Origin of the sequence: Pseudomonas sediminis (assembly GCF_002741105.1) — a bacterium.
GTDB classification, from domain to species: Bacteria; Pseudomonadota; Gammaproteobacteria; order Pseudomonadales; family Pseudomonadaceae; genus Aquipseudomonas; species Aquipseudomonas sediminis.
On the sequence record NZ_NIQU01000007.1, the window covers coordinates 142806 to 156378 of the forward strand.

The window sequence follows — 13573 nt, forward strand, 5'->3', positions numbered from 1 at the left end:
TCAGTGTTCCGGCTCGTAGCTGTAACCCAGACCGCGATGGGTCTGGATCGGCTCTTCGCTCGGAGCGATGGCGCGCAGTTTGGCGCGCACGCTCTTGATATGGCTGTCGATGTTGCGCTCGTAGCCGGCCTCGCTGGCCACGCCGAGGGCATCGAGCAACTGCTCGCGCGCATAGACCCGGCGTGGCTGACCGAGCAGCGTGCGCAGCAGGCGAAATTCGTGGCGGGTCAGATTCAGGGCCTGGCCGTGGTAGTGAATGCGAAAGGCGGCATCGTCGATCTGAAAGGTGCTCGGCGCGCTGGCTGCTGGTGCTTCACGCGGCGCCACGCGTTTGAGGATGGCCTTGACCCGAGCGGCCACCTCACGTGGGCTGAAAGGCTTGACCACGTAGTCGTCGGCGCCGATTTCCAGGCCCACCACACGGTCGATTTCCTCGCTCCGCGCGGTAAGAAAGATCACCGGCAGCTCGGAGAAACGGCGCAGGCGTTTGCACACTTCAAAGCCGCTGATATCTGGCAGGCCGACGTCGAGAATGGCCAGGTCGAAGGTACCGTTTTCCAGCAGGGTCAGCGCCTCGCCGCCCAGGCTCGACCAGTGCGTGGCAAAACCTTCGGCCTGCAGGGCATAGACCAGCGTATCGGCAATCGCGGCTTCGTCTTCGACTATGAGTATCTGCGGCATCGGGCGTCCTGCACCTGTGGGGCGACGGCAGGAGACTGCCGAGCGCGGGAGCCAGCGTCAAGCGAGGGATTGGCGAGTTTCACCCGCCCTACACGACAAGCGCCACTGCGACTGGATGGATGCAAGAGATAGAACGAAGCAGGAGGCCAGAGTCGAAAGCGTCTCCCACGAGGCTGTCGCTCACCCGTAGCCCGGTCAGGGAATCTCGCCGCGAATGTACTGCTCCAGTTGACGGATCAGGTCGGCCTGTTCGGCAATGGTTTCCTTGACCAGGTCACCGATGGACAGCAGGCCGATCAGCTCGCCTTCGGCCAGCACCGGCAGGTGACGCAGGCGGCGCTCGGTCATCAGCTCCATGCAGTACTGCACGCTGTCACGCGGGCCAACGCTGATGACTTCGCTGGTCATGATTTCGTTGATCTTGGTGTTGAGCAACGAGCGCTCGGCCAAGGCCACCTTGCGCACGTAGTCACGCTCGCTGACGATGCCGACCAAGCGCCCACCGGAGAGCACAACCAAGGCACCGATCCTATGCTCGGCGAGGATACGCAGCCCGTCGAGCAGCGAATCCTCACTGTCGACGCTGTAAACGTAGGCGTTGGCTTTATTGCGAATAACCTCTGCGACAGTTTTCATGCGGGCGGCTCCTGTTGTTGTTATCCGTTTTTAGCAGAGTTGGCCAGCCAGGTCAGCCTCGACCTCAGTCGAGACTGAAGCGCCCAGTGTTCTGCGCCAGCCCTTCGCTGCCTCGACGCAGTTGTTCGGCGGCACTGCTAACGGCCTGGGCACCATCGAGTAGTTGGCCGGCAGCCTGGTCGACCTGCTGGATATTGCCACTGACCTCATCGGCGGTGGCCGCTTGCTGCTCGGCGGCCGTGGCGATCTGCGCCAGGCGGTCGCTGACGCGCTGCACCGAGTCGACGATGTTCTGCAGTTCATCGCCCATGGCCAGCACGCTGCCGATGTCGCCGTCGGCCTGGCTGCAGGCTTCTTCCATCAGGGTGACCGACTGCCCGACCACGCGCTGCAGGTTGTCCACGGTCTGGGCGATTTCCTGGGTCGAGTCCTGGGTGCGCTTGGACAACGAGCGCACTTCATCGGCGACCACGGCGAAGCCTCGCCCGGCCTCACCCGCACGCGCGGCTTCGATGGCGGCATTGAGCGCCAGCAGGTTGGTCTGCTCGGCGATGCCCTTGATCACCTCGACCACGCGGTTTATCTGCTGGGTCTGATCGCGCAGTTGCTGCAACGCTGCAGCGCTGTCGCCGAGACGGCTGCTGAGGTGGCGCATGCTGGCGCTGGTGCGCTCACTGCGCTGGTTACTGCTCAGCGCCACTTCACGGGTCTGCTGCGCTTCCACCGCCGCCTGCTCGCAGCTTTGCGCCACGCTCTGTGCGGTGGCGGCCATCTGCGTGGCGGCGGTGGCGATCTGGCTCATCTGCGCCTGCTGCTGCTCGACGGCGTCCAGGGCATCACGCGCCTGGCCACCGAGCAGTTGCACCGTGCTATCCAGTTGCTGGCTTTCGCGATTGACACCCTGCAGTGAGTCGCGCATCTGCTCGACTGCGGTATTCAGCGCCTGGGCGATGGCGGCCAGGTCGTCACGGCCATTGACCTCCATGCGCACGCGCAGATCACCGTCACGCAGACCGCGCGCGGCTTCGATGATGTTGCTGGTGCTGATGCGGATCGAGGTGTTCAGGCACATCAGTACGTACATCGCCAGCAAGGTGAGCGCGATAAATGCGCCAATCACCTGGATCATCGAGTGCAGCGCCTGCTGCCGGTAATAACCGAGGCTGGCGGAGAACTGCTGATAGAGCGACTGCTGCAGGCCCTGCAGTTGGGTTTCCAGCGCTTCGACACGTTGCACGAACTGCTCGGGCGTGAGCGCCATGGGGCTGGCCTCGAACATGTCGCGGTCGATCTGGACGAGGAAGTCGTCGAACGCCTTGAGTGAGGCATCGAAAGGCGCGCTCAGTTGGCGCATGGCCTGCGGCGCCTCGCGTGACAGGGTGATCTGCGCCTTGACCAGCTGCGCCCGTTGCTCGTCGAGGCTGCGCCGCAAGTCGCGGATCAGCACCCGGCTCTGCAGGGTGAAATGCTGCGAGACCACGGCGCCATGGCCCTGAGCGGCGAAGGTGCCAAGTTGCTCGAGCAGCCGCGGCATGACGTAGGTGATCTGCTCCATCATCAGGTAGGTGTCGAGGCGCGGATCGAGAATCAGGGTGCTGTCGGTCGCCACCTGCTCGCGCAGGGCAATCAGGTACAACAGCGCCTTCTGGTAGCGCTCCAGTGCATCGGGCAAGGGGACCTTGGTCAGCCCTGCAGCTCGCAGACCGTCGCGCTCCCCCTGCAGGGCCTGGAAATGCTGGCGCGCCTGATCACTGATCAGCTCGCTCTGCAGCGGCTCGGCCGCCTGCTGCAAGGCCTTGTCGAGCTTGGCCTCGCGCTGCTGCAGCAAGCCTTGCGCGGCATTCTCGGTGCCTTTCCATCGCGCCAGCAGGGTGCGCTGGGCGATCAGCTCATGTTGCACCTGAGCCATACGTTCCAGCGCCTGCGCGCCTTCCACTTCGTAGTCCACGGATTGCAGGCGCGACAGGTAGTCACTGCTGATGACCCACAGCGCATAACCGAGCGGCAACGCGAACAACAGGAACACCAACTGAAACTTGTGGGCAAAACTGAAACGCTGCAGTAGCCGTACACCCGGCTTGAGTACTCCCGTCATAGCGACACCTCAACGACCTAAAGGGCCTACAGGCCTGGCAAAGAATTGCATGAAGCAAAAAGCAGGCCCGGCGCCCTTATGGGCAAGGAAGTCGATACTGGGCACTCAAGACGAGTGTAATGGCCAATAGGTATCAGTCTTTTCCGAAATGCGACAATTAACTCAGCATTGGGGACGATCGCGGGTGTAACGCTCGGCCGGGTCCACCGCTGCACCAAGATCGCGCATGGCGCTGGCACCGATCAGCAGGGGGTAGCTGAAGGTGCTGCGGTCGGTCAGGTTGACCTCGATGGTGCGCTCTTCCTCGCCCAGGCAGATCGGCATCTCGATCACCGGGCGCTGCGAGTAGGCGACTTCCTTGACCTCGGCGTCGCTCTCTTCGGTACGCTTCTTGATCTCGGCGATGCGTACCAGCGGGTGCTCATACACCTTGTCTTCAGCACCATCGACGGCTAGGCGGAAGCGCACCCAATCCTCACCATCGCGCTTGAAGGGTTCGATGTCCTTGGCCGATAGCGAGGCGGTCATCGCGCCGGTGTCCATCTTGGCCTTGAGAGTCTGGCCCAGAGCGGGGAGCTTGATCAGTTCGTAGCGGCCGTAAAGGTCCGGTTGTTCATCGGCCATGGTCGGCAGACTGATGGCGGCGGCCAGCAGGAGCAGAGCGTATTTCAAGGTTAGGTCCTCTAGTTTGCAGTGACCGAACCTACGACTGCCATGCGCCTGGCATGTTCCGCCAAAAGCGTTACAACGTGCTGCAAGCTAGCGGCCGCGTCCCTCCAGATCCACCCCACTCCACAGCTCATCGAGCCGCTCGAAACCCCACTCCTCGGCCGATTCACGCCCGACAATGCGATCCTGGTCGGTGATCTTGCTCAGGTCGACGACGCTCTGCGGCAGCGGCAAACGCGACTTGGCCGAGAAGAACACCTTGACCCTGGGCGCCAGCAACGCTTTGGGATTCTGCTCCATGACCACCGCCAGGCGTCCACTTTGCAGACGCACCAGGGCGCCGACCGGATAGATGCCGACGGTCTTGACGAAGGCCTGGAACACCACTTCGTCGAAATGCCCTTTCCATTCGGCCATCTTGCGGATCGACTCGGCCGGATCCCAGCCCTGCTTGTAGGGGCGATTGGAGGTGATCGCGTCGTACACGTCGCAGACCGCGCCCATCTTTGCCAGCAGACTGATCTGGTCACCTTGCAGATGATGCGGATAGCCGCTGCCGTCGACCTTCTCGTGGTGATGCAGGCACACGTCGAGAACCAGAGCGCTGACCTGCTTGCTGGCAATCAGGATATTGCCGCCAGCCTCCGGGTGCCGGCGCACCTTGGCGAACTCGTTGTCGGTGAGCTTGCCGGGCTTGTCCAGCAGCTCCTGCGGTACGGCCATCTTGCCGATATCGTGCAGCAAACCGGCCAGCCCGGCTTCACGCACAGCGGCCTCGGGCAGACCGAGCTGGCGTGCCAGGGCAATCATCAAGGCGCAGACCGCCACCGAATGCATGTAGGTGTATTCGTTGCTGTGCTTGAGCCGCGCCAGGCTGATCAGCGCATTGGGGTGGCGCATCACCGACTCGGAAATTTCCTCGACCAGCGACTCGGCCTGCTCGAACTGCAGCGCCTGGCCCATGCGCGCATCGCTGAACATGTCCATTACCGCCTGCTTGGAGCGCGCGCAGAGCTTCACCGCGTTCTCCAGCTCCTGCTCCATTGACAGTGCCTTGACCTTGGGCGGTTCGATGGCCGCCAACAGGCGGGCCTCAGCCTCGCATTGGACCTCAGCCTCGGTAGCGGCATGGACACCAGCGGCGACATCGGTGCCCTTGCTGACATCGATCCACAGCTCGCTGATCGCACTATCGCGAATACGAGCGAGATCCTTTTCGGAGTTGAGAAGAAATTTGGACTTCCAGAAGGGATGATCCATCCAGGAGCCGCAGAATTCCTGAATGAACATTCCGACGCGTAGATCAGCGACGGCGATCCGTTTGAGCATGGTGCGTACCGGCAGGTTGAAGCGCCTTCCGTGGGCGGGATGTCCCGTGGTGACGATCATTGGCTTATAGACACTGATCTGGCAATAGGCCAGTGGGTGGAGCTTTGAGCAAATTGTTGCGCTTGCATAAGATGTCCGCTCATCGCCCGCCATGGAGTCGACATGCGCCCTCTGCTGACCGGCCTAGCCAACATCGTTTTACTGCTCGCCAACACCCTGATCCTGATCGGTCCGCTGCTGCTGATCGCCCTCGCCAAGCTCGTGTTACCCGGCCAGAGCGCCCGCGATACCTGTTCACGCGGGGTGATGTGGGTGGCCGAATTCTGGGCCGAGAACTGCAAGCGCATCTTCGCCCTGCTCACCCCGACTCACTGGGACATTCGCGGCAACGCCGAGCTGCGCAGCGACCGCTCCTACCTGGTGATCAGCAATCACCAATCCTGGGTCGACATTCCTGCCCTGGTGCAGGCGTTCAACCGCAAGACGCCCTACTTCAAGTTTTTCCTCAAGCAGCAGCTGATCTGGGTGCCCTTCCTCGGCCTGGCCTTCTGGGCACTCGATTACCCCTTCATGAAGCGCTACTCCAAGGCCTTTCTGCAGAAGAACCCGCACATGAAGGGCAAGGACCTGGAGATCACCAGGGCCGCCTGTGAGAAGTTCAAGCGCCTGCCGGTCACCGTGGTCAACTACCTGGAAGGCACCCGCTTCACCCCGGCCAAGCAGGCGCAGCAGCAGTCACCTTACCGCTACCTGCTAAAGCCCAAAGCCGGTGGCGTGGCCTTCGTACTCGCGACGTTGGGTGAACAGATCGACGCCGTGCTGGACGTCACGCTGGTCTATCCCGGCAAGCAGGTGCCGGGCTTCTGGGCCTTGCTCAGCGGCCAGGTGCCGAAGGTGATCATGGATATCCAGACCCTCGAACTGGACCCGGCGCTGTATCAGGGCGACTACGAGAACGACCCGGGTTTCCGCCAGCAGGTGCAGGACTGGGTATCGGACCTGTGGCTAGCCAAGGACAAACGCATCGAACGGTTGCGCAGCGAGAACCACGGCTAGCAGGAGCACAGGGCCGGAGACCGTTCGGATTTCCGAATACAGCCGCACAGGTTTAGTCGGAAGGGCGAACGGGCAAGCGTTTACGAGCATTCAGAGATGAAAATAAAACCATTAAAAATCAATTAGATAAATAAAAATCGAAACCCTCGAAAGTGCTGGCACACAACCTGCTCAAGTCACTGCAGGAATGCAGTAGACCTTCCATGAGCAAAGTGGCGTACCCGCCATCACAACAACAACATCGAGGACTCGATTCATGCGTACCTTCCACCGTGTACTGAGCGTGGCCATTGCCGCCGCCTTCCTTTCCACTCCGGTGATCGCCGAAGAACTGACCGGCACCCTGAAGAAGATCAAGGACAGCGGCACCATCACCCTGGGCCATCGTGACTCGTCCATTCCCTTCTCCTACTTCGGCGACAACTCGCGCCAGCCGATCGGTTACTCCCATGACCTGCAGTTGAAGGTAGTCGAGGCGATCAAGCAGGAACTGGGCTTGCCGGACCTCAAGGTGCGCTACAACCTGGTGACCTCGCAAACCCGTATCCCGCTGGTGCAGAACGGCACCGTCGATCTGGAGTGCGGCTCCACCACCAACAACATCGAACGTCAGCAGCAGGTCGATTTCTCGGTTGGCATCTTCGAAGTGGGCACCCGCCTGCTGGCCAAGAAGACCAGCGGCATCAACGATTTCGACGACCTCAAAGGCAAGAACGTGGTGACCACCGCTGGTACCACCTCCGAGCGCCTGATCAAGTCGATGAACGCCGAGAAGAAGATGGGCATGAACGTGATTTCCGCCAAGGATCACGGCGAGTCCTTCCTGATGCTCGAATCCAACCGCGCCGTCGCCTTCATGATGGACGACGCCCTGCTCGCGGGCGAAATGGCCAAGGCCAAGAAGCCGGATGACTGGGCCGTGGTCGGCACCCCGCAATCCTTCGAGATCTACGGCTGCATGGTGCGCAAGGGCGACGCTGGCTTCAAGCAAGTGGTCGACAAGGCCATCAGCGCCACCTTCGCCTCCGGCGAGATCAACGATATCTACAACAAGTGGTTCCAGCAGCCCGTCCCACCGAAGGGCCTGAATCTGAATTTCCCCATGAGCGACGAGCTGAAGAAGCTGATCGCCAATCCGACCGACAAATCTGCAGAACAGATCTGACGGTGATGCACCGCCACGCTCACAAGGCGTAACGGCGCGGGGACCCCGGGGAAGCCGACGGCTTCCCCAACCTAATTCCTGACGAAGCCGAGACCATCCGCTAAGGAAACTCTGAAAAAGCCCCACACCGTCACTCCCGCGAAGGCGGGAGTCCAGGTGCAGCGGGAGTCTGGATTCCCGCCTGCGCGGGAATGACGACTATTTCAGACCATCCCTAGACGGATACGGGGCACTGTTGCCCGCTTTCATGCTTCGTCATCGTAGCCGTACCCAGGATCTCGCGAGCTGAAGCCGCTTGACTCGCGTTGCTCAACCTTCGGGCCAGCCTGCGGCTGTTACTCCCGTTGGTCGTAGCAACGCAGCAGGGCCGACGCGCAGCAGATCCAGTCCTCACAAGAGGGAAACTGCAATGAATTACAACTGGGACTGGGGTATTTACTTCAAGTCCACCGGCATCGGCAGCGAAACCTACCTGGACTGGTTCATCACCGGCCTGGGCTGGACCATCGCCATCGCCCTGGCCGGCTGGATCATCGCCCTGGCGCTGGGCTCGCTGCTGGGCGTGATGCGGACCCTGCCGAACCGCTGGCTGTCCGGCCTGGCCACCGCCTACGTGGAAATCTTCCGCAACGTGCCGCTGCTGGTGCAGCTATTCCTCTGGTACTTCCTGGTGCCGGACCTGCTGCCCGAGCCGCTGGAGCTGTGGTTCAAGCAGGATCTCAACCCGGCTACCTCAGCCTACCTCTCGGTAGTGGTGTGCCTTGGCCTGTTCACCGCGGCGCGAGTCTGCGAACAGGTACGCACCGGCATTGAGGCGCTGCCCAAGGGCCAGACCGCCGCAGCCTACGCCATGGGTTTCCGCCTGCCGCAGATCTACACCAACGTGCTGCTGCCGCAGGCCTATCGCATCATCATTCCGCCGCTCACCAGCGAGTTCCTCAACATCTTCAAGAACTCCTCGGTGGCGTCGCTGATCGGCCTCATGGAACTGCTGGCGCAAACCAAGCAGACCGCCGAGTTCAGCGCCAACCTGTTCGAAGCCTTCACCCTGGCCACGCTGATCTACTTCACCTTGAACATGAGCCTGATGATGATCATGCGCATGATCGAGAAGAAGGTCGCCGTACCCGGCCTGATTTCCGTAGGGGGTAAATGATGGACTTCAGTCAGATCATCCCTGCTCTGCCGGGCCTGTGGGACGGCATGCTGGTCACCCTGCAACTGATGGTGCTCGGCGTGCTCGGCGGTGTGGTGCTGGGCACCCTGCTGGCGCTGATGCGCCTGTCGCACAGCAAGCTGCTGTCGAACATCGCCGCGACCTACGTCAACTACTTCCGCTCGATCCCGTTGCTGCTGGTGATCACCTGGTTCTATTTCGCGGTACCGTTCATCCTGCGCTGGATCACCGGCGAGGACACTCCGGTGGGTGCGTTCAGTTCGTGCCTGGTCGCCTTCGTGATGTTCGAGGCGGCCTACTTCTGCGAGATCGTCCGCGCCGGCATCCAGGCCATCCCCAAGGGCCAGATGGGCGCCGCCTCGGCCCTGGGCATGACCTACGGGCAAAGCATGCGCCTGATCATCCTACCGCAGGCGTTCCGCAAGATGACGCCGTTGCTGCTGCAGCAGAGCATCATCCTCTTTCAGGACACCTCGCTGGTCTACACCGTGGGCCTGATGGACTTCCTCAACGCCGCTCGTTCGCGTGGCGACATCATCGGCCAGCCCCATGAATTTTTGATCTTCGCCGGCCTGGTCTACTTCACCATCAGCTTCGCCGCCTCGCGCCTGGTCAAGCTCCTGCAAAAAAGGTTAGCCGTATGATTTCCATCCAGAACGTCAACAAGTGGTACGGGGACTTCCAGGTGCTGACCAATTGCAGCACCGAGGTGAAGAAAGGCGAAGTGGTCGTGGTGTGCGGGCCGTCCGGTTCGGGCAAGTCGACCCTGATCAAGTGCGTCAACGCGCTGGAGCCCTTTCAGCAGGGCGACATCAACGTCGACGGCACCTCGATTGCCGACAAGAAGACCAACCTGCCCAAACTGCGCTCGCGCGTCGGCATGGTGTTCCAGCACTTCGAGCTGTTCCCGCACCTGACCATCACCGAGAACCTGACCATCGCCCAGATCAAGGTGCTCGGCCGCAGCAAGGCCGAGGCCGAGAAGAAGGGCCTGGCCCTGCTCGACCGCGTCGGCCTGGCCGCTCATGCGCACAAGCACCCGGGCCAGCTCTCCGGTGGTCAACAGCAGCGCGTCGCCATTGCCCGTGCCCTGGCCATGGACCCGGTGGTGATGCTGTTCGATGAACCGACCTCGGCGCTCGACCCGGAGATGGTCAATGAAGTGCTCGACGTCATGGTGCAGCTGGCCCACGAAGGCATGACCATGATGTGCGTAACCCACGAGATGGGTTTCGCCCGCAAGGTCGCCGACCGGGTGATCTTCATGGACGCCGGGCAGATCGTCGAGGACTGCCCGAAGGAGGAGTTCTTCGGCGACATCAACGCCCGCTCCGAGCGCGCCCAGCAGTTCCTGGCGAAGATCCTCCAGCACTGAACGACATATGGCCCCGGATTGCATCCGGGCTTGGTAGGGTGCGCTGTGCGCACCACTGCCTCCGCACCACAAGCCGGTGCGCGCGGCGCACCCTACTTCGGGTATCTGGCCAGTCTGGGGAGGACTATGATGCAATGCCTGCCCGTCCCTCCTCGCGCCGACCTGACCGTGAAACCGCGCCTGCTCCGTCACCTGTCGCTGATTCTGCTGTTCCTGCTGCTGGTGCTCGGCTGCGGCTACGCCGGCTATCACATCAGCGATCGCGCCGGCATCCGTACGCTGGCCGAGAACGGTGAGCGCCAGCTGGAGCTCAACGCCCGCGCCGTCGAAAGTGAAATCACCAAATACACCTACCTGCCCAGCCTGCTGGAGCTGGAAGGCAACGTCTCGCGCCTGCTGCTGGCGCCCACGGCCTACCGCCGTCATCACGTCAACATGTACCTGCAGGGCCTCAACGAGCGCAGCGGCAGCCTGGCCATCTACGTGCTCGATCCGGACGGCCGGGTGATCGCCACCAGCAACTGGGACGAGGCCGACAGCTATCTGGGCGAAGATCTGTCGTTCCGCGCCTATTACCAAGACGCCATCGAGGGCCGTCCGGGCCGTTTCTACGGCATCGGCAGCACCACCGGCGAGCCCGGTTACTACCTGGCCCATGGCCTGCGCGAAGGCGATCGCATCATCGGCGTGGCGGTGGTCAAGGTGCGCCTCGACGCGCTCGAAGAGCGCTGGCAGCGTGCTCTGCTCGAAGCCTACGTCAGCGACGAAAACGGCATCATCATCCTCGCCAGCGATCCCATGGTGCGTTTGAAATCCGTGCGCCCGCTCGATGAAGCCACCAAAGAGCGCCTGGCGCGGAGCCTTCAGTATCACTGGGCGGCGCTGGAAGAACTGCAGCTGTTCAACCGCTCGCCAGTGGACGACGGCATCGAACAGGTCAGCTTCGCCACCGCCGGCGTACCTGCCAACTACCTGCTGCAGACCCGCCGCCTGGAAGACACGCCCTGGCACCTGACCCTGCTCAGCCCCCTGCAGGAACAGCGCAGCGCGGCCATGAGCCACGGCATGCTGGCGGCCGTGGCAGCAGCCCTGCTGGCCTTTCTGCTGATCGCCTGGAACGAGCGACGTAAGGTCATCGCCACCCGCCTGGCCGCACGCGAGGCGCTGCAAGCGGCCAACGACGAGCTGGAGCGCAAGATCACCGAGCGCACCGCCGACCTGCAGGCCAGCAATGAACGCCTGCAAGCCGAGGTGCGTGAGCGCCAGCAAGCCGAGACCACTTTGCGCCAAGCCCAGGACGAACTGGTCCAGGCCGGCAAGTTGGCGGTGATCGGGCAGATGTCCACCAGCATCGCCCACGAACTCAATCAGCCACTGGCGGCGCTGCGTACACTGTCCGGCAATGCCGTGCGCTTCCTCCAGCGCGGCGCCCTGGATGTCGCCAGCAGCAACCTGCAGAACATCGCCGAGCTGGTCGATCGCATGGGCAAGATCACCGGTAGCCTGCGCGCCTTCGCCCGTCGTGCCGGCGATAGCGGCGAGGCCTCGCTGAGCCAGGCGGTCGACGCCGCCGTCATGCTCCTGCATCCGCGCCTGCAACGCACCAGCATGACCATTCATCGCGACTATCTACACCCAGAGCAGGCTGACGTACGCCTGGCCATCGAACAGATTCGCCTGGAGCAGATTCTGGTCAACCTGATCAGCAACGCCCTCGACGCCATGCGCAACCAGGTCGACCGCCAGCTGTGGCTGAGCGGCACGGCGGATGCCGACGGCTACCAGCTGGAAGTGCGCGACAATGGCCCTGGCATCGCCCCGGAAACCCGCGCGCATCTGTTCGAGCCGTTCTTCACCACCAAACCCGGCGAACAGGGCCTGGGCCTGGGCCTGACCCTGTCCGCCAGCCTGGCCGCAGCAGCAGGCGGCAGCCTCACCGTACGCCACCCGGACGAGGGCGGCACCGCCTTCATCCTCAGCCTGCCCTACCCGCGGGAGCCCAAAGCATGAGCGACAGCCTCACCGTCCTGATCGTCGAGGACGATCCCCATGTGCTGCTCGGTTGCCAGCAGGCGCTGGCCCTGGAAGACATCGACAGCATTGGCGTAGGCAGCGCCGAGGAGGCCCTGCAACGGGTCGACGAGGACTTCGCCGGCATCGTCATCAGCGACATCCGCCTGCCCGGCATCGACGGCCTGGAACTGCTTACCCGCCTCAAGCAGCGCGACCCGAGCCTGCCGGTGGTGCTGATTACCGGCCACGGCGACATCGGTATGGCGGTCAATGCGATGCGTGACGGTGCCTACGACTTCATGGAGAAACCCTTCTCCCCCGAGCGCCTGGTCGACGTCGTGCGCCGCGCTCTGGAACAGCGCAGCCTGGCCCGCGAGGTCAGCGCCCTGCGCCGCCAACTGGCCGGACGCCAGGCACTGGAGCAGCGCATCATCGGCCGCTCGCCGGCCATGCAGCAGCTGCGCGAACTGATCGCCAACGTCGCCGACACCAACGCCAACGTGCTGATCGAGGGCGAGACCGGCACCGGCAAGGAACTGGTCGCGCGCTGCCTGCACGACTTCAGCCGGCGGCAGAGCAAGCAGTTCGTCGCACTGAATTGCGGCGGCCTGCCGGAGAGCCTGTTCGAAAGCGAGATTTTCGGCCACGAAGCCCACGCCTTCACCGGCGCCGGCAAACGGCGCATCGGCAAGATCGAACACGCCGACGGCGGCAGCCTGTTCCTCGACGAGATCGAGAGCATGCCGCTGGGACTGCAGATCAAACTGCTGCGCGTGCTGCAGGAACACAGCCTGGAACGCCTCGGCTCGAACCAGTCGATCAACGTCGACTGCCGGGTGATCGCCGCCACCAAATCCGACCTCGATGAGCTGGGCAGACGCGGTGAGTTTCGCAGCGACCTCTACTACCGGCTCAACGTGGTGACCCTGGAACTGCCGCCGCTACGCGAACGCCGCGAGGACATCGCTCTGCTGTTCGAGCACTTCCTGCAACTCGCCGCGCTGCGTTTCGACCGTGGCACACCGGAGCTGGACCGGCACACCCTGGCCGCGCTGACCGCACACGACTGGCCGGGCAACGTGCGCGAACTGCGCAACGTCGCCGAGCGCTTCGCCCTCGGTCTGCCGGTATTCAAGAAAAGCGGCCAGGCCGACAGCAACGCCCTGGGCTTCAACGAAGCCGTGGAGGCCTTCGAACGCAACCTGTTGGGCGCGGCACTGGAACGCCACGCCGGCAACCTCAGCCAGGCGGCGCAGGCACTGGGCCTGGCCAAGACCACGCTTTTCGACAAGGTGAAGAAGTACGGGCTGTAATCACCGCTGCCCCTGGCAGGAGCGGCTTCAGCCGCGAAATAAGGCAAGGCCGCAACGGCCTCAT

Annotated in this window: 12 protein-coding genes; 7 read left to right on the forward strand and 5 right to left on the reverse strand. The window is 62.9% G+C overall.

Annotated features, from left to right (window positions below):
• The 5 genes from creB to CDO35_RS17235 form a co-directional block, all read right to left on the reverse strand.
• Entirely contained in the window at positions 1–681 is a 681-nt protein-coding gene (creB, locus tag CDO35_RS17215) for a two-component system response regulator CreB (protein WP_099525903.1), read from the reverse strand.
• A gap of 195 nt (positions 682–876) precedes the next feature.
• Complete coding sequence (locus tag CDO35_RS17220) at positions 877–1317, reverse strand: CBS domain-containing protein (RefSeq protein WP_099525904.1); 441 nt, start codon at positions 1315–1317, stop codon at positions 877–879.
• 64 nt (positions 1318–1381) lie between these two features.
• Positions 1382–3412, reverse strand: a complete 2031-nt coding sequence (locus tag CDO35_RS17225) for a methyl-accepting chemotaxis protein (RefSeq protein WP_099525905.1) — start codon at positions 3410–3412, stop codon at positions 1382–1384.
• 162 nt (positions 3413–3574) lie between these two features.
• Positions 3575–4084, reverse strand: a complete 510-nt coding sequence (gene rloA2 / locus CDO35_RS17230; RefSeq protein ID WP_099525906.1) for a retropepsin-like aspartic peptidase RloA2 — start codon at positions 4082–4084, stop codon at positions 3575–3577.
• Between the two features lie 87 nt (positions 4085–4171).
• Positions 4172–5410, reverse strand: a complete 1239-nt coding sequence (locus CDO35_RS17235) for an HD-GYP domain-containing protein (RefSeq protein WP_099525907.1) — start codon at positions 5408–5410, stop codon at positions 4172–4174.
• 162 nt (positions 5411–5572) lie between these two features.
• On the opposite strand from CDO35_RS17235, the gene CDO35_RS17240 reads away from it, so the two are divergent.
• The 7 genes from CDO35_RS17240 (at position 5573) to aauR (ending at position 13509) form a co-directional block, all read left to right on the forward strand.
• Positions 5573–6466 carry an acyltransferase gene (locus tag CDO35_RS17240; protein WP_099525908.1) on the forward strand — a complete coding sequence of 298 codons (894 nt, stop codon included), beginning with the start codon at positions 5573–5575 and terminating at the stop codon, positions 6464–6466.
• A 256-nt stretch (positions 6467–6722) separates the two neighbouring features.
• A complete protein-coding gene (locus tag CDO35_RS17245; protein ID WP_099525909.1) occupies positions 6723–7631 on the forward strand; it encodes a glutamate/aspartate ABC transporter substrate-binding protein in 909 nt (302 codons plus the stop codon).
• A gap of 409 nt (positions 7632–8040) precedes the next feature.
• On the forward strand, positions 8041–8787 hold the full coding sequence (locus tag CDO35_RS17250; protein WP_013717486.1) for an amino acid ABC transporter permease: 747 nt from the start codon (positions 8041–8043) through the stop codon (positions 8785–8787).
• Positions 8784–9452: an amino acid ABC transporter permease gene (locus CDO35_RS17255; RefSeq protein ID WP_166432422.1), complete on the forward strand. Its 669-nt coding sequence runs from the start codon at positions 8784–8786 to the stop codon at positions 9450–9452. Before CDO35_RS17250 ends, CDO35_RS17255 begins: the two co-directional genes overlap by 4 nt.
• A complete protein-coding gene (locus CDO35_RS17260; protein ID WP_037005476.1) occupies positions 9449–10183 on the forward strand; it encodes an amino acid ABC transporter ATP-binding protein in 735 nt (244 codons plus the stop codon). The genes CDO35_RS17255 and CDO35_RS17260 overlap by 4 nt, the downstream gene beginning before the upstream one ends.
• A gap of 126 nt (positions 10184–10309) precedes the next feature.
• On the forward strand, positions 10310–12193 hold the full coding sequence (locus CDO35_RS17265) for a sensor histidine kinase (RefSeq protein WP_099525911.1): 1884 nt from the start codon (positions 10310–10312) through the stop codon (positions 12191–12193).
• Complete coding sequence (gene aauR / locus CDO35_RS17270; RefSeq protein WP_099525912.1) at positions 12190–13509, forward strand: two-component response regulator AauR; 1320 nt, start codon at positions 12190–12192, stop codon at positions 13507–13509. Before CDO35_RS17265 ends, aauR begins: the two co-directional genes overlap by 4 nt.
• Positions 13510–13573 lie beyond the last annotated feature (64 nt).